Here is a 19,040-nt window from a genome sequence, read left to right on the forward strand (position 1 = left end):
TCTACACCACCATCAATTGATGATTCGCCAGCAAAGTGGCAAGGTCGGTATGCACGCCCGTCAGCGTGACCACGTTAGCTGTCGCAAAGCCGCCGCCCGTGCCGTCGCGGTCGATCTGCACGATGGTGTCGCTGCCGCTCTGGGTAACTTTGACAAAATCACCGATGTTTCCGGCCTGTGCATCCAGCGTCGCCACACCGTTGACATAGCTGGCTTTGCCGTTTCCGGTGTAGCCGCTACCCTGTAACAGTTCACGAATATCAATGCGATCGGTGTCGGCGGTGCCTTCCCATGTCCCTACCGTAAAGCCATTCACCACGTCCGAACCGTTGCCGCCGGTGGCGTCGCTGGCGTTGAGCAGTTTATAGAGCAAGGTGTCGTGACCGCCGCGCCCTTCCAGTTGGTTATCGCCTGTGCTGCCGGTCAGGGTGTCGTTAAAATTCGATCCGGAAATACCTTCAATATTGGTAAATGTCGAGGTGTTAAAACCGGTGGCCTGCGCGGCGGTGCTGCTTAAGTTAGCGGTCATGCCCACCGTCGAAAGCCGGAAATCAACCACGTCCATCCCGCCGTTCGCCAGCCAGGTTCCGGTGCCGGAGCTGTACACCCAGCCGCCGGAGCCGTCGTAAGTGTCGGTGCCTGCGGTGGCGAAGAAAGTGTCGTTATAGCCGGTGCCGACAAATTTGCCGTTGTTGCTCGCGGTGCCTGCTTCGGCGCTGAGATCGTAAGCGTGGGTAGCATCAGTGGCATGTAAACCGCCCCAGGTGGTGTTTACCGTCTGGTCGATATTGCTGGCGGTGGCACCGGTGGATTTGATCAACACCGCGTTGTAGGTTTCTCCGGCATTCAGCCCGTAGAAATTGACCAGCGCCGAGGTGTCGTTAACCCCCATCCCCGACTGCGGGTTGATGATTTGCGTGGCGACCAGCACACCCGCCGAGTTGTACAGCTTCACGGTGTTACCGTAATAGACGTTAATACCGTTGGGATCGGTAATGCGCAGGTGCAGCGAAGTGCCGTAGCTCACCGTGTTAGTGTTACGGATCAGGAACACGCTGCCCGACTGTTTGGTCACCAGTACATCCACCGCGCCATCCCAGTCGTAGTCCATTGCCGCCACGCCGCTGGTGGTGCCACTCTGGCTGCCGCCGAGTACCGACTGTGTCCAGTTGCTGGCACCGCCAACGTTGGTGTAAAGATACGACTGTCCGGTCTGGGCAATACGGGCGATATCCATTAACCCGTCATGATCCCAGTCCACCGCTACGCTGAACTGGCTGGCATAGGTTGTGCCCGTTGCGCCCACCGCAACCGGACTCCCCAGTACGCCGTTGGTGTTGAATAACAGCGAGCCGAAGTTTGCCCTCCCCTGACTGGCAGGCAGGAAGAGATCCATATCGCCGTCACCATCGAAATCTGCCCAGGTCATGGAGACAGACGTCGAGTTACCACCGCTACCTGCAACGCTGAGGAAGGTGTTGATGGTGTTCTGCCCCCAGACAAACGTGCCGTTGCCCTGGCTGATGAGCGATGAAAGGGTGTAGAAGTTATTCAGGTTGAAGGTGTGTTGAACCAGATCTACCCTGCCGTCATTGTTAAGATCGACGCCGGAACCTTCGTTAAGTGAAAGATAGCCGTTTACCAACCCGCCGACCGTGGCGCTCCCGCCGTTGTTGGCGGTGGTGGAGTTGCCTACCAGGGTGCCCGCGTTATTCCACAGGAAGGTGTTGGAGTCCGGCCCGCCAGCGTCGCCAATCCAGAAATCGAGATAGCCGTCGCCCTCTTTATCAAACGCCACAATCGAGCCATACCACGTCAGCGTGCCAACGTTCACCTGAATCGCGCTGGAAAAGGTGCCGTCGCCGTTATTGGTAAAGCCGTTGATATAGCCCGTACCGTAGTCATCGCGGGTAATAAACAGATCGCCCGTGCCGTTGCGGTCGTAATCGGCAATGGAACTGGTGGCGTAGTTGTTGCCGCTTTGCACCAGCGTCAGTGCGGTCTTCGACCAGGTGAGCGGATCGGTTGATTGCATAATTTGCTGGTTCGCCAGCACCGTCCACATCCCGTGGTTGTCGAGGCCGTAGGTCAGCCCCCAGGCGGTCGTTTTATTGGCGGTCGTCCAGGCTGGCGTGTAATCAATTGCCGCGTTGACCGTCACCGTGCCGTTGCTGACGTTAGCGGTGTTGCCGTTGCCCGCCGAGCTTTTCACCTGCGCGGTGACGTTATAAGCGGTTGCGGACGCTGCCAGTGCATCGGTATCCGGCAGTTGCACATACCAGGTATTGTGTGCCGGGTCGACTACCACCGCGCCGCCCGGCTGCGAGGTGTAGGTTTTGCCGTTGATCACCACTTCGACATACTGCCCGCTTGCAAGCGCGGCGGTGATTACGCCGCTGATAATCGGCGTGGTGTCACGCGTGGTTTGGTTGGTGATTTGCGCCAGCGTGGTCGGAATAGAAGTATCAACCGTCAGAACAAAATCACTGGAGGAGGTGATATTCCCTGCCAGATCCACCACTCGCGCACTGTAGGTGTACGCGCCACTGACCAGACCGCTGTCGCTGTAAGTCCAGTTCAGTGCGCCGACCATCGTCACCGCGCCTAACAGCAGGCCATTGCGGTAGAGGTAAACCACTTCGCCACTGGCCAGCGGGCCGGAGAGCACGCCGTTCAGCAGCGGCGTGGTGTCGTCGGTGGCCTGCGAACTGCTTAACGTCCCCTGACGCTGCCCGACATCATCGGTATACGACACAATAGTCGGCGTGGCGGTGGGGTTAATCGTATCGACCACCACCGTTTTCGACACCACCGGGCCGGTATTCCCCGCCAGATCCAGCACCCGCACCTGATAAACGTAGCTGCCATCGGTCAGCGTGCGGCTGTCGGTGTAAATCCACTGCGTGCCGTTGGTGGTGAGCGTGGTCCAGGTCGCGCCGCCGTCGAGGCTAATCTGCGCCACTTCGCCGCTGGCAAGCCCCGCCCCCAGCGAACCGGTCAGCGTGAGCGTGGTATCACTGGTGATAAAGTCGGTGGCCGAACTCCCCGTGTCGGTGCTGATGCTGGCGATGGTCAACACCTGCGCCGGATTAACGGTATCAATCTGCGCCGTCTGGCTGCCCGTTGCGCCGACGTTGCCTGCCAGATCGACCACCCGCACCTGCCAGGTGGTGGTGCCGTTGGTCAGCGTGCGCCCGTCAACGTAACTCCAGTTAAGGCCGTCTGCGGCAACGATCACGTTCACCCAGGTTGCGCCGTTGTCGGTGCTGATTTGCGCGAACTCGTTAGCACCGAGCGCCGCGCCCAGTACGCCGCGCACGGTAAGCGTGGTGTCGCTGGTAATAAAATCGCTGCTGCTGGCTCCGGTGTCATCGCTGATGCCGGTAATGGTGATGCTTTTTGCCGCTTCCGGGCTGGTGGTGTCAACCACCACGTTTTGCGTCGCGGTCTGCCCGACGTTTCCCGCCAGATCCACCACCCGCACCGTGTAGTTCCAGGTGCCGTCGGTCAGTGTGCGACCATCGGCATAGCTCCAGTTGGTGCCGATAACGGTTAAAGTGGCCCAGGTAACGCCGCCGTCGAGGCTGATTTGCGCCCGTTCATCGGCGGCAAGCGTTGCGCCGAGCGTCCCGCGCACGGTCAGTGTGGTGTCGCGGGTAACAAAATCGCTGCTGCTTAAACCGGTGTCATCGCTAATGCCCGCAATGGTGATGGTTTTGCTCGCCAGCGGCGCGCTGGTGTCCACGGTGACTATCTGGCTGGCGGTGGCACCGATATTTCCGGCGGTGTCGATAACCCGCACCTGGTAGTTGTAGTTGCCGTCGGTCAGCGTGCGCCCGTCAAGGTACGTCCAGGTCAAACCGCTTACCGACAGGTTCTGCCAGGTGGTGCCGCCGTCGATGCTGATTTGTACGAACTCACCGGCAGAAAGCGTCGCCCCCAGCGTGCCGCTCACCGCAAGCGTCGTGTCGCTGGTGACAAAATCGTTAGTGATCAAGCCGGTATCGGTGGTGATCGCGCTAATGGCGATGGTTTTCACCGCTGGATCTGGGGCGATGGTATCGATCACCACGTTCTGGCTGTCGGTCGCGCCGACATTGCCCGCCGCATCAATGACCCGCACCTGATAGAGATAGTTACCATCGGTCAGCGTGCGGCTGTCGTTGTAGCGCCAGGTCGTGCCGGTCACAGTGAGCGTGCTCCAGGTTACCCCACCGTCGATACTGATTTGCGCCGTCTCGTTACTGGCAAGCGCAGCGGTCAGCGAGCCGTTGACCACCACCGGGCTGACGCTGGTGATAAAGTCGCTGGCGCTAAGGCCGGTGTCGGCTTGCAGGGAATCGATATTAATGGCCATCGCCGGAGCGCTGAGATCAACGGTAATGGTGTGATTGTTGCTGCCAGTGTTGCCAATGGCGTTGCTCACCGAGGCGTTAATCACGTAGGCGTTGCCATCTGCCAGCGCGGTGACATCGGCGCTGCCGAGGGTGTAGCTCCAGCTACCACCGGTCTGCACCGTGGTGGTGTAGGTTTTGCCGTTTAAAGTCAGGGTCAGCGTCTGACCGACCGGCGCGGTGGTGGTGCCGCTGATCACCAGCGATGAGCCGTGTTCCGCCGCATTCACCACATCATCACCCGCGAAGGTGTTGATGGTGACCGTGGGGACGTCGCCGTTCAACGTGACGCCACGGCTGGCGCTGCCGGAGTTTCCGGCCTGATCGCTGACCGTCGCGCTGACGGTGTAGCTGCCGTCGCTTAATCCGACAAACTGCTGAGCCGGAATAAATACCGACCAGCTTCCTCCGCTACCAACCGTTGCGGTCCAGGTTTGCCCGTTAAAAGTGACAGTCACCGTCTGACCGACTTCGGCGGTGGTGGTGCCGCTGATGGTTTGTCCTGCAAGCTGCTCGGCGTTGTTGATAATATCGTCGCCCGCCACCGTGGCGATGGTGATCGTCGGCGCAACGGTGTCGACAGTCAGTGCGTGCGTGGTCTGTCCGGGGTTACCGGCGCGGTCGTTCACGCTGGCGGTAATGGTCTGTGCGCCCTGCCCAAGTGTTGCCAGATCTGCCGCTGGCACGTTCAGCGCCCAGGTGCCATTGGCGGCAACCGTGGCGGTGTAGGTTTTACCGCCAAAGGTCACGGTGACCGTCTGTCCCACTTCCGCGCTGGTCGAGCCGTTAAGGGTTAACGGCTGCTGCTGTTCAGCGGCGTTGAGTCGGTCGTCCGTCGAAACGGTATTAATGCTGATCACCGGCGCGGTGAGATCTACCGCCACGCTGCGCGAAGCCGTAGCGCTGTTTCCGGCGCTGTCCTGGGCGGAGGCACTGACCGTGTAGCTGGTGCCATCGGCTAGTGCGGCGACGTCTGCCGCAGGCACATTCACGCTCCAGCTCCCGTTGCTTTGAATGGTGGCGCTATAACCTTTGCCGTTAAGCAACACGGTGACTACGGTGCCAGTGGCAAAGTTCGTTCCGGTGCCACTCAGGGTCAGCGCACTGCCTGCTTCGGCGGCGTTAATGAGGTTATCGCCGCTGATGGTACTGACCGAAAGTGACACCGCCGCCGTATTCACCTGCACGTTGTGCGTCTGGGTGCTGCTGTTGCCTGCGCTGTCGGTGATGGTGGCGCTGATGGTTACCGTGCCGTCCGCAAGGCCGGAAATCACGCTGGCAGGCACGCCGACGCTCCAGTTGCCACTGGCATCGGTGCTGGTGACATACTGCTGCCCGGCGATGGTCACCACCAGGCGGTCGCCCGCTACCGCGCCCGTAGCGGTGCCGCTGATAATCTGCGCCTGAGTGTGTTCAACGTTGTTAATCACATCATCGCCCGCCACGGTATTAAAGCTAATCACCGGCGCGGTGGTATCGACGGTTACGCCTTTGCTGGCGCTGCCAGGATTACCCGCCAGATCGCTGACCGTGGCAGTCAGGGTGTAACCATTATTAGCAAGCGTGGTTAAGGCGCTGGCAGGCAGCGTTAAGCTCCAGCTACCATCCGCCTGCACCGTGGTCTGGTAGGTAGTGCCGTTAAGCGTGACGGTCAACGTTTGCCCCGCTTCCGCCGTACTGGTGCCGGAAACCGTTACGCCCGCCGCCGCTTCGCTGGCATTGATGATGTTATCGCTGGCAATGGTGTTGATGGTCACCATTGGCACGGCGCTATCGACGCTGTATTCGTGCGTTGCCGTGGCGCTGTTGCCGTTGACGTTAGTCACCCGCACCAGGGCGCTGGCATCGCCATCACGCAGAGCCGCCATATCCGCGGCCGGAACGGTGGTGCTCCAGCTACCGTTTGCCGCCACCGTGGCGCTGTAAGTTTTGCCGCCAAAGGTAACGGTAACGATTTGCCCCGCTTCGACGCCGGAGGTGCTGCCGGAGAGCGTTAACGCCGCGCCTTTTTCGGCGGCGTTAATCACATCATCGCTGGTGATGGCGTTAATGCTGATGGCAACGGCGGTGAGATCAACGGTGACCGGATGGGTAATGCTGGTCTGGGTTCCGGCACTGTTCGCGCCGCTAACGCTAATGTTCAGCGCTCCCGCAGGCCAGTTGCTGACATCCGCCGCCGGAACGCCGACGCTCCAGTTGCCGGAAGCGTCCAGCGTCGTGGTGTAGGTTTTACTGTTTAACGTGACGGTGATGACATCGCCCGCTTCCCCGCCGGTGCTGGAACCGGAGATCACCAGCGCCTGTCCGTGTTCGGAGGCGTTAATAATGTCATCGCCGGAGACGGTGTTGATCGTTAATACCGGAACAGTGAGATCCACCGCCAGACCGTGAATTGCGGTCGCCGGGTTACCCGCCTTGTCGTTTACCGAGGCGCTGACAGTGTACGGGCTGGCGGTCAGATTGCTGAGATCTGTTGTCGGTACGCTGACGCTCCAGCTTCCGTCCGCCTGAACGGTGCCGGTATAGCTGACGCCATTAAGCGTGACGGTTACCGTCTGACCCGCTTCGGCGCTACTGGTGCCGTTGATGGTTAACGGATTGCCCGCCTCAGCTGCGTTAAGAATATCGTCGGTGGCAATGGTATTGATGGAAAGCGTGGGTGCCGTGGCATCGACGCTGTAGGCGTGGGTTGCCGAAGCCGTGTTGCCGTTAACGTTGCTGACGCTGGCCTGCACCGTAGCGTCACCGTCGCGTAACGCGTTGAGATCGGCGGCGGGTACGCTGGTTGTCCAGCTACCATCGCCCGCTACAGTGGCGGTATAAGTTTTGCCGCCAAAGGTGACGGTGACGGTTTGCCCCGCTTCCACGCCGGAGGTGCTGCCAGAAAGGGTTAAATCTGCCCCTTTTTCAGCAGCGTTAATCACATCGTCGCCGGAAACGGTGTTAATGGAAATCGCCACCGCCGCCAGATCGACGGTGACCGGATGGGTGATGGTGACCGGGTTTCCGGCACTACTGGCGCCTGAAACCGTAATATTCACCGTCCCCGCAGGCCAGTTGCCCACATCTGCCGCCGGAACACCGACGCTCCACGTGCCATCGGCTAATACTGTCGCAGCGTAAGTGACCGTGTTAATCACCACCGTCAGCGCCGCGCCCGCAGCCAGCCCGCTGCTGCTACCGGTTATCACCAGCGCCTGAGTGTGCTCGATGCTATTGACCACATCATCGCCCGCCACGGTATCGACGCGCAGACCAGGCAAATTGGCGTCGATAGTAATATCTCGCGAACCGCTGCCGGTATTGCCCACGCTGTTGGTCACCGAGGCGTTAACCGTCAGGTCGCCATTACCGATGGCCTGAATATCCGCTGCCGGAACGTCCACGCTCCAGCTTAAATTGCCCTGCACGGTGGCGGTATAGGTTTTCCCGCCAAGCGTTACGGTGACGGTATCGCCCGCCGCTGCGCCCGTCACCTGGCCGCTGATAGTCTGGGCGGAACCCGATTCCGTCGCGTTAATAATATCGTCGGTCGCCACCGGATTAAGGGTGACGCCAGGCAGCGCGGTATTGACCTGCACATTATGACTGGCGGAATTGCTGTTACCCGCGCTGTCGGTGACGTTCGCCGTCACCGTGTAGCTGGCTTCGCCCAGCGCGCCGACAGCAGAGGCTGGCACTGTGGTACTCCAGTTGCCTGCGGCGTCTGTCGTCGCGGTGTAATTTTGCCCGTTAAGCGTCAGCGTAATTGTGGTGCCTGCGGGCTGATTACTGGTGCCAGATATTTGCAGATCCGCGCCTTTTTCGCTGGCGTTAATGACGTCATCGGTGGCGATGGTGTTAATGCCAATAGTCGGCGCGGTAAGGTTAACGGTAACCGTGTGCGTCTCGCTGTCGCTGTTGCCTGCCGCATCGGTAACGCTCGCCGTTACGGTCTGCGGGCCACTGCCAAGCGCGGTGACGTCCGCCGCCGGAACGCCGACGCTCCAGTTGCCGGAGGCATCAAGCGTCGTGGTGTAGGTTTTACTGTTTAGCGTAACGGTGACGACATCCCCCGCTTCTCCACCGGTGCTGGAACCAGAAATCACCAGCGCCTGCCCGTGTTCGGCGGCGTTAATAATGTCATCGCCGGCAATGGTGTTGATGGTGAGTACCGGAACGGTGAGATCCACCGCCAGATTATGCGTGGTGCTCGCCGGGTTGCCCGCTTTGTCATTGACCGTCGCCGTCAGGGTATGGCTGCCATCCGTCAACGCTGCGAGATCTGCCGCCGGAATATTGATGCTCCAGGTGCCATCGGCCTGTACCGTTGCCTGATACGTCTGCACGGTTGGGCTATTGAGCGTTACCGTAACAATCTGCCCCGCTTCGGCGGTGGTGCTACCGCTCACCGTCACGCCCGCATCGGCTTCGCTGCCATTGACGATATTGTCGCTGGCAACGGTATTAATAATGATGGTTGGCGCACTGCTGTCGACGCTGTAGTTATGCACCGCCGAGGCGCTATTGCCGTTGACGTTGCTGACGCTGGCCTGCGCGGTGGCGGCACCATCAGTTAATGACGCTAAATCAGCGGCGGGTACGGTGGCAGTCCAGCTACCATCGCTCGCCACGCTGGCAGTGTAATTTTTCCCGCCAAAGGTCACGGTGACCGTTTGTCCGGCTTCTACGTTAGTGGTGGTGCCGGAAAGGGTTAAATCAGCGCCTTTTTCTGCGGCATTAATCACGTCGTCCGTGGCGATGGTGTTGATAGAAATAGCCGCCGGAGTGAGATCGACCGTCACTGGATGAGTGATGCTCACCGGATTTCCGGCACTACTTTCCCCGGACACGGCAACCGTCACCGTCCCCGCAGGCCAGGCGCTAACCTGCGCCGCCGTGACGCCCACGCTCCAGCTACCATCGGCCTGCACCGCAGTGGTGTATTCCACATTATTAATCGTGACGGTAAGCGGCGTGCCTTCTGCCAGCCCCGAGCTGCTGCCGGTGATGACCAGCGCCTGCCCGTGTTCGATGATATTGACCACATCATCACCCGCCACCGTATCGACCCGTAAACCAGGCAGATTGGCGTCAACGGTGATATCCCGCGTACCGCTGCCGGTGTTGCCGTTTTCATTGGTGACTGAGGCGCTCACCGTCAAATCACCATTACCCAGCGCCTGGATATCCGCCGCCGGAACGCTCACGCTCCAGCTTAATCCAGGCTGTACGGTGGTGGTGTAGGTATTGCCACCCAGCGTAACGGTTACCGTGTCGCCAACGGCGGCTCCAGTCACCTGCCCGCTGATGGTTTGCGCTACGCCCGCTTCGGCGGCGTTAATGATATCGTCGGTTGCTACCGGATTAATGGTCACGCCGGGCAGCGCGCTGTCGACCAGGAGGTTATGGCTGGCGGTGGCGCTATTGCCGATACCGCTGGTCACCGCTGCTGTCACCGTATAGTTGGCCTGGCCTAATGCGGTTACCGCCGATGCCGGAACCGTCACGCTCCAGTTGCCGGAGGCGTCGGTCGTCGCCGTATAATTTTGCCCGTTCAATGTCACGGTGATGGCGGTATTAACAGGCTGATCGCTGGTGCCGGTAATTTGAACATCGGCTCCTTTTTCGCTGGCGTTAATCACATCGTCGCCAGCAATGGTGTTAATACCAATCACCGGCGCGGCGGTATCGACCGTGACGGTCAGTGACTGGCTGCCCGTGTTTCCGGCTTTGTCGGTTACCGAGACGCTGACAGGATAACTGCCGTCCGCCAGCCCACTGACCACCGAGGCCGGAACGCCCAGACTCCAGTTGCCGGAAGCATCCACCACCGTGGTGTAATTCTCATTATTCAGCGTCACGGTGACGATATCGCCCGCCTGTGCGCCAGTGACCGTGCCGCTGATGATTTGCGCCTGAGCATGTTCCGGCGTGTTGATGACGTTATCGGTCGCCACCGGATTAATGGTCACCACCGGCGGCGTGGCATCCACCAGTGCCACGCGTGAAACGCTGGTCGGGTTACCGGCGACATCGTTCACGCTGGCAGTGACCGTGGCGTTGCCGTCAGCCAGCGCGTCAACGTTGGCGGCGGGAACGGTCACACTCCAGGTGCCGTCTGACTGCACGGTGCCCTGATAGGTCTGCCCATTCAGCGTGACCGTTACCGTCTGCCCTGGCTGGGCGTCGGTGGTGCCGGTGATAGACAAATCTTGTCCGCTTTCAGTGGCATTAATGATGTTATCGGCGGTCAGCGAATCGATGCTTAAGGCCGGAGCCTGGCTATCGACGGTAATCGTGCGGGAGGTGTCGCCGGTGTTACCGCTGGTATTAGTGACAGTTGCGGTGATTTCCGTTGCGCCATCTGACAGGCTACTGACTGTACTGGCGGGTACGGTCAGGCTCCAGGAACCGTCGTTCTGTACTGTGGTCGTCAGGGTTTGCCCGGCGAATTTCACCACCACAGTTTGCCCGGCCTCGACGCCCTGGGTGGTGCCAGTCAGCGTCAGCGGCGAGCCTTTTTCTGCGGCGTTGATAATGTCATCGCCGGAAACGATGTTGATAGCGATCGCCACTTCACCCGCATCAACAAGCACGTTGTGGTCGATAGAGACCGGGTTACCTGCCGGGTCTGTTGCACTGGCCGTCACGACGACCGTGCCTGCACTGAGCGCCTGCAAGTCCGCAGCCGGAACGCCCACCTGCCAGTTGCCGTTGCTGTCGGTCACGCCTTGATACGTTTCGTTGCCGAGCGTTACCGTCACGGTGGTGCCCGCGGGAAGATGGCTACTGCTACCAGAAATAACCAGATCTTGTTGCTGTTCGAGGGCGTTAATAACGTCATCGCCGGAAATAGTATTAATACGCAGACCCGGCAGCGTGGCGCTGATGGTGATATCACGTTCACCATTACCGGTGTTGCCGTGTCCGTTCGTCACAGAGGCGTTGATTGTTAATGCGCCATCGCCCAGCGCCTGTAAATCAGCCGCCGGAACGTTCACACTCCAGGTGAGGTTGCTCCCCACCGTCGCCGTGTACGTATTGCCACCCAGCTCAATGGTTACAGTATCGCCCTGCACTGCGCCCACTACGCGCCCGCTCAGGGTTTGATCTGCCGCCCGCTTCGGCATTGTTCACCACGTTGTCGCCCGCAAAGGTGTTGATAATCACCTGCGGCAGCACCGTATCGACCAGTAAGTTGCTTTGCGCGGTTCCCGTATTGCCGGTCACATCCGTGGCGCTGGCGGTAACAATATAGTTGGTGTTTGCCAGGTTCAGGACATCGCTTACTGGCACGCTCAATGACCACACGCCGCCGTTAACCTGCGCACTATAAGTGACATTATTCAGCGTCACGTTAACCGTGCCGCCATCGGGCAAATTGCTGGTGCCGCTTAACGTTAGCGGCTGCTGAGACTCCAGCGCATTCAGTACGTTATCACCGCTGATGGGATCTATCGCCACCTGCGGCGCGACGCCCGCCAGGATGATGTTATGAGTCGCTGTACCGGTATTTCCGGCAGCATCGGTAACCGTGACAATAAGGTCGTTAGGCCCACGCGCCAGCGTGCGGGTTACCGCTGGATCCAGAGCGACATTCCAGGTGCCGTCTGCCAGCACCACACCGGTCAGAACCGTGGCACCTAATTTGACGGTGACCGTGTCGCCAGGTGAAGCCCCACTGACCCGCCCGGAAATAATCTGTGCCACAATCTGTTCAGCGGTGTTAAGAACATCGTCACCCGCAACGGTGTTAACGCTGACCACAGGCGCACTGGTGTCTACCGTGAAATTTGCGCTGTTGCTGGTGGCGTTTCCTGCCCGGTCGCTGACGCTGGCATTTACGGCGTAGTTACCCTCCGTCAGTGCCTGCACTTCTGCGGCAGGCAGCGTCACCTGCCATGTGCCGTCGCTACCGACGATTGCTGTATGGCTTTTACCGTTTACTGTCAGGGTAACGGTTTGTCCCGCTTCAGCATTCGATGTACCACTTAACACCAGCGCGGCATTATGTTCCGCGGCGCTGACAATGTTGTCCTGAGCGATAGCATTGATGGCAAGCGTCGGCGGCTGGGTATCGACTGTTAATAGTTGCGCACCAGTGACCGTATTGCCCGTGGCATCTTTACCACTAACCAGTACTGCCTGGTTCCCTTCAGCTAACGCCTGCGCATCGGCAGTCGGCACCTGCACGCTCCACGCGCCGTTAGCCCCGACGGTAGTCGTGTAAGTTTTGCCGTTAAGCGTGACGGTGAGTTCTGTTCCCTGTGCCAGATGGCTACTGCTGCCAGAAAGTGTAAATCCGCCAGCCTGCTCGCTGGCGTTAATAATGTTATCGCCTGCGGTGGTGGCAACCTGTACGGCGGCCTGACTGTTGTCGATAGTTAACGTTATCGAACCGGCATCGGTGATGGTGTTGCCGACAATTTGCACGACTGACCAGGTATGTTCACCGGCACTTTGTGTAGGTAAAGAAACGCTCCAGTGCCCGTTGCTGTCTACCTGTGTACTGGCGATGGTGTTGCCGTTGCTGTCTTTGATCTGGATGGTCGCCCCCGCCTGTCCGCTGCCGCTAAAGGTTGGCGTGGTGTCATCGGTGATGTCATTGGTAGCGAGAATGCCGCGCTGGTCGCCCTGATTATCGGTCACTAAAAATGACGGGGTAGCATTGCCTGGTTCGGCTGGCGGTGGGTTATTAACCACTTCAGTTTTCGAATCATCACCACCACCACTTGCCAGCAAAGCGCCAAGCGCGCCGCCACCTACCGCTGCACCCGCTAACCATCCCCACGGGAAGGTGCTCGTCTGAGCAACGGTATCAAGAAATGGTGCAATACTTTCAATGGCTGCAGTATGGGCTACCAGCTCCACAGGGGCTAAACCACCCGCAGCAGTATCAGCAAAAGTGACATGTGTAAGCTGTTGTCCATCGGCAAAGACCAGCTCCGATTGTTCAGTTGAATTAGCCGCTTGCAAAAAATAGCCATTGCAACGGACAACCGTACCATCCTGCATATAAATCAGCAGGTCATTTCCTTCGCGAACATAACGTGCGACGGCAGATGCCTGAGCATGAACCTGCACCACAGATGGCTCATAAATAACAACCGTGACGTCGCCCGGATTAATCAGCGTTTGTTTGACGGATGTTTTACGCGAAATAACATCAATAATCAGGCTCATAATGGCATTCCTGATAAATGGCGCACATCCTTAGCGAGTCCATTTATCTTAATAAGACAAAGGGTTACTCTAAATAATTCAAGTTGCAGAAAGGTGGCAAGCGAGAGGATACGCAGCCGCAATTCATGCTAACCTGAAGCATGACGAGTAAAATCACTTAATAACGATGTAGCCCTACTATTAATAATGGCAGGATTATTTCAAGTCGGGTAAGTCGTTGTATAAGCCTTGTTTAATTCCCGCTAATGGAATCAGGTTATTAACCGCAGCGGCATAATTAACTGCTGCGACCCAACCATCATAATTGGCATTTATTTCAGCCGATTGCGCCTGAAAGACATCTTGCTCGACGGTTAATAGATCATTCAGACTGCGTTTGCCTAATTTATATTCATTTTGGTACACATCTCGCGTTTTGTGCGCGCTTTCGGATTGCGCTAAACCTGCTTCTTCACGACCCCGTGCACCGGTCCAGTTGGCATACGCCACCGACGCCCGTTGCAGCACATCCAGTTTTGCCTGTTCGACCTGCGAGGCAGAGATTTTTTGTTGCCCTTCGGCTTGTTGCACCTGAGCAGAAACCGCGCCCCCCTGATACAGCGGCGCATTGACGTTCAACTGTAACTGGTCGTCCCAGTACGAACGGTCACTGGTCTGGTAGCGCGTTTTGCCCCCCTGAATACTGAGCGTGGGCCAGTATTGCGCTTTGGTTTTTTCTACCCCGTACTGAGCCGACTGGCGTAAGTTTTCTGCCGCCAGCACCAGTGGGATGGACTGATAATCGATATTTTTTAGCGATACTGGCTGTTCGGCTAATTCGCCTGGCGGCGCGGCTATCGCCTCCGGCTGTACGCCGGTCAGCACCGCCAGTTGTGCTTTGGCGCTGGCCATCTGTGCCTGATATTGCTCCAGCGTCGAGCGCATTCCGGCAATACGCGTCTGGGCCTGTAATTCATCAGAAGATGAGTTCAGCCCGGCATTGGCGCGCAGTGCCGCCATGTTATAGACATTTTCCAGCGAGTGAATATTGCGTTGCGCCGCGTCACACAAAGCCTGATAACGGCTAACTTCCATATAGGCGGTCGCCGTTTTCTCTGCGACATCTGTCAGGGTGGCCATTAATTTAAAGCGGTAGCTATCACGAGCGGCAGTTTGCAGTTTGATATTGTTGTTAGTTTTACCAAAGTCATACACCAGTTGCGTCAGGGTTATGCCATAAGAAACGTTGTTATCCAGCCTGCCGCTGGAGTCAGTTTGTCGCGACGGGCCTGCGTTGCCGGTTAAACCCACGTGCGGATACCAGGCACTTTTGGCTTCATCGATTTGCGCTTCGCCAATACCTATCTGCGCCGCCTGTTGGGTGACGTCAGGATTGCGGGCAAATGCGCGTAATATACTTTCCTGTAAGGATAAACTGGCAACCGGCGTAACCGCAGGGGCATTAGCCCATTGTGGTAACGGTGCAGCAAGCGCGTCTCCTCCCATCACAATAAAACTTATTAAAAATATCAGACCTTTATTTTTACGGTTTTTTAATTGTAATCGCGCCATAGGTAAGTCACTTCCTTCCAGGTCATTATTTTAACTGATCTTTATAACCAGCATCATTTTATTTAAGAAGGGTAATAACTTGCGCATCTCTTTCGTTTTCACTTCCCCCTTTAAAAGAAATGCAGTTGAAAAGCTTATACGTCATTTATTAAGAATACACTACGACTTTTAGATTACCATCATCCTTGTTAAGAATAATCCATACCAGGAAGTGATAGAAATCACAGTTTTATCGTCTATATATCTTTTTTTTGTGAATTATTTATTAAAGGCATAAGAAAGGAGATTAATTTAAGGATAAAAATAAAAGCGCAGTACAGAAAGCACCGCGCACAGAAAAGTTTATACCGTTTTATTCCGTTTCATTACCATTGCCACAATAAGGCTTAGTAATAGTGCGCCAATAATCCACATCAGCGCACTGCTGCCCTGTGACCACAGACTGTAAATAAACCCGATGATCACCAACAACATAACCAGCGTGCCAACAACAAGGATCGGTAACGAGGCGTGAATATCATGACGCAGGCGGATAGCGACCATAAACACCGCCAGGTAGCAGATCAAAAAAGTGGCACTGGCGACGCTGGCGAGCGAGCCTAAATTCAGCGCCGCCGTCATCAGCATAATCAACACCACTACGATGATGTTTCCCCAGGTACTCTGCCGCCACAGGGATTTATTCATTAATTTCGGCAGTTCGCGCTCGCTGCCCATATTGTCCATGATGTTAAACACGGCAAACAGGTTGGCGTTGATGGCTGAGGCCGTCGCCAGTAAAGCGCCGATGACCACAATCACATAACCCACATGTCCGAGCAACGGAGAAGCGGCTTGCGCTACGGCGGTATCGGCATATTTTTCTAACTCTAATGCCGAAACATCGCTAAGTAGCACTAGCGCCAGCGCAATGTAGAGTAGCGTGGTAACGCCAATCGCCACCAGAAACGCCCGTGGCATAATGACCGCCGGATCTTTCACTTTATCCGCTGCGTTTGCCATCATGCCAAAGCCCGCATAAGCAAGGAAGGTTATCCCAATACAGGAGAAGAACGCGCCGGAGCTGGGTGGTGCAGAGACAGAAATGTGCGCTGGTTGTAGCGACCAGACGCCTGCGACGATCAACAACAACAGGATCATCATTTTGATGCCGACGAGGATCACTTCCAGCCGCCCTACCGCATGATTGCTTAAGGAGTTAAATAGTGTCATCAGCGCAATGATCGCCAGTGCGTACAGCAAAATAAGATGCTCATCCTGGCTGCCTTCATGCAAAAACTGCACGGCATAAGCGCCAAAGGCACGAGCCACCATCGCGATACTCACCGCCAGCGTCATCAGGTACAGTAACGATAGAGCCAGCGAAAAGACGCCATTACCTAATCCCCGACGAAAGAAGTCAATAATCCCGCCGTTACTGGGGTAACTCGCCCCAAGCCGCGCGTAGGCATAACCGGAAAACATCGCCACAATACCGCCAAAGGCAAAGGCGACCCAGGTCGAGGCTTCCATTAACAACGCGGCCTGCCCCAGCAGGGCAAAGATCCCCGCCCCCACCATCGCCCCAATGCCGATGGAAACGACATTCCATAGCCCGAGGGGTTTGTTATCGTTATCACCTTCCGTGTTCATCATGATCAGCCCTTAAACACGTTATAGCCGAGTTGTTTAGCGACCGATGCCACCATTTTTTGTCCGCGAACACTGTTGCCTTCTTCATCCAGCGGTGGCGAGAACGCGGCAATACCCATCACGCCAGGTACGACCGCCAGAATACCGCCGCCAACGCCGCTTTTTCCGGGCAACCCCACGCGATACGCCCAGTCACCGGAGCGACCATACAGTCCTTCCATCATCATTTCGGCCAGGATGTACGGTACATTATCGGCCTGAAGAATACGTTTTTGGCTTAGCGGATTAACACCGCCCGCCGCCAGCGTCGCGCCAAGCGTCGCCAGTTCAACGGTATTGATAAGCGTGGAGCACTGACGGGTGTACACGTCGCAGGCTTCCATCGCATCGCAATAGAGGTATCCGGAGGAATACAGTAGCCAGGCAATTGCGCGATTGTGGAAGTTGGTGGTCTGCTCTGACTGATTCACTTCATCAGAGAGCGCCACCTGCTCCCCAGCCAGTTGTTGTTGGATGTGTAAAATCCGCTGCCAGCGTTGCTCGGCATTGTCGGCTTTGATCAGACTGGTAGTGGCGATAGCACCTGCATTCACCAGTGGCGACAACGGTTTGCCGCCATGAAGTTCTAAGGCGATGACTGAATTAAAAGGCAATCCGGTCGGGTCAGCGCCAATTTTGTCCTGAACCGCCTGCGAGCCGACATCTTCCAGCGCGAGGGCTAACGTACAGACTTTCGAGATGGATTCCAGCGCAAAGCGGTAATCACTGTCACCCGCGCGATAGACGCTACCATCGCAAGTCACAATAGCCACTGCCGCCAGTTGGCTGGGGACATTCGCCAGAAAGGGAATGTAATCGGCATTTTGTCCGCCGCTCAGTGAATGATATTGGGTATATGCCTGGTCCACTGCCTGCTGTAAATTTTTTGCATCTGACATCTTTTGTTAACTCCTTTTTATAGATGCGGGAGGTTATTCCTCACCCCGATGCCAATTTTCAGGCATCCTGATTTAACTTAGCACCCGCAAATTAACTACAGGAAAACAAAGAGATAATTGTCTGATTCTGATGGAAATTGAGCCAATTTTTTAATCTTCACTGACTTTTATCCTGGTGATTAATTAATTTCTTGACCTTCCCCTTGCTGGGAGGATCTCAATAGGCGCAGTACCGTAACATACTGCGCCAATTCAACATTTTACAGACTTAACTACCCTCTAAAATCCCCACTTTGCCTCCAAAGTGTGGACACAATGTGGACATTCCTACAAGAGGATTATAATTCACTGCATCCAATAAATAATCAGGTGCAAAATGAGCATATGTCATTGTTTGTGAAATATCTGCGTGACCAAGAATTCTTTGTAACGCAATTATATTCCCGCCCTTCATCATAAAATGAGTAGCAAACGTATGACGCAATGCATGAGCTGCCTGACCATCAGGTAAATTAGGTTTTGCCTCTTTCATTTTTAAACGAAAAGTTTTGTAACTCACACGAAAAAGTCGACCAGATTCTCGATGCCTTACAATATTTACAACCTCCTCTGAAATGGGAACAACTCGTCGGTCGCCATTTTTTGTAAGCGTAAATATCACCCTATTACCCACAATATTTTCCGCTTTGAGCTGATAAGCCTCACCCCACCTCGCACCAGTTGCAAGCAAGAGAACAGCAATCCGGAAATAATCACCAGTACATAAGGATAATAACCGCTTAACCTCAGACTCGGTAAAGTAAGACATCTCAGTTTTTGGCTCTTTTAAAGCAGATATTGCCTCTACAGGATTATCCCCATGAAACTCATCGATCTCAGCCATCGCCTTAAACATACCGCTCAGAGCAAAAAGATCATGGTTAATCGTTGAAGCCTTTATACCTTGCCCCAATCTATATGCCCGGTATTCGATAAGGCATCGACCATCAATCTGGTAAATCATGGGATCCCCCATATCCTGGCAAATACAGCTTAACGCACTAAGCCTACGATTAGCGTAGTTCTTATTACGTCCAATGAGCTGCCACCACAAAGCGATAAACTCACTCAGTCGCCGCTTGTCTGCAGGACGACTCAGGTAGTCATGGTTCTGATACTTTGCAATGATGCTTCGTTCAAAAGCATGCGCCTCCGCTTTTCTCTCAAACTTCCGCCGGATACGCTTTCCGTCGCGCCCGCGCGGCCTTACATCCACTTCATAGCGACCATCTTCGAGCTTCTTAACAGACACAAGAAGCCCCTCCAACAGTCAGTTCGCCATCCTGAAAACAAATGGTGAAAATGTAATGTTTATAAAGCG

At 56.2% G+C, this 19,040-nt stretch carries 4 protein-coding genes and 1 pseudogene; all 5 read right to left on the minus strand.

The window, feature by feature from the left end; genetic code table 11:
- Position 1: 1 nt before the first annotated feature.
- Positions 2-13,559: pseudogene (siiEA, locus tag C0K55_RS27020) on the minus strand (BapA-related adhesin SiiEA).
- Positions 13,560-13,754: 195 nt separating this feature from the next.
- Positions 13,755-15,110, minus strand: coding sequence for a TolC family outer membrane protein (locus C0K55_RS10440; RefSeq protein WP_016263006.1), 1,356 nt, complete (start codon positions 15,108-15,110; stop codon positions 13,755-13,757).
- Positions 15,111-15,452: 342 nt separating this feature from the next.
- Complete coding sequence (locus tag C0K55_RS10445; RefSeq protein WP_000982141.1) at positions 15,453-16,745, minus strand: APC family permease; 1,293 nt, start codon at positions 16,743-16,745, stop codon at positions 15,453-15,455.
- 2 nt (positions 16,746-16,747) lie between these two features.
- Entirely contained in the window at positions 16,748-17,680 is a 933-nt protein-coding gene (gene glsA / locus C0K55_RS10450) for a glutaminase A (protein ID WP_001278189.1), read from the minus strand.
- Positions 17,681-17,948: 268 nt separating this feature from the next.
- Positions 17,949-18,971, minus strand: coding sequence for a phage integrase (locus C0K55_RS10455; protein WP_053272434.1), 1,023 nt, complete (start codon positions 18,969-18,971; stop codon positions 17,949-17,951).
- Positions 18,972-19,040: the final 69 nt, after the last annotated feature.

The organism is Escherichia sp. MOD1-EC6098 (genome assembly GCF_002965865.1).
GTDB lineage: Bacteria > Pseudomonadota > Gammaproteobacteria > Enterobacterales > Enterobacteriaceae > Escherichia > Escherichia marmotae.

What these genes read in the sequence shown, in the direction of transcription:
- C0K55_RS10440 (WP_016263006.1), bottom strand. Translation starts at nt 15,110, where the DNA reads ATGGCGCGATTACAATTAAAAAACCGTAAAAATAAAGGTCTGATATTT.
- C0K55_RS10445 (WP_000982141.1), bottom strand. Translation starts at nt 16,745, where the DNA reads ATGATGAACACGGAAGGTGATAACGATAACAAACCCCTCGGGCTATGG.
- glsA (WP_001278189.1), bottom strand. Translation starts at nt 17,680, where the DNA reads ATGTCAGATGCAAAAAATTTACAGCAGGCAGTGGACCAGGCATATACC.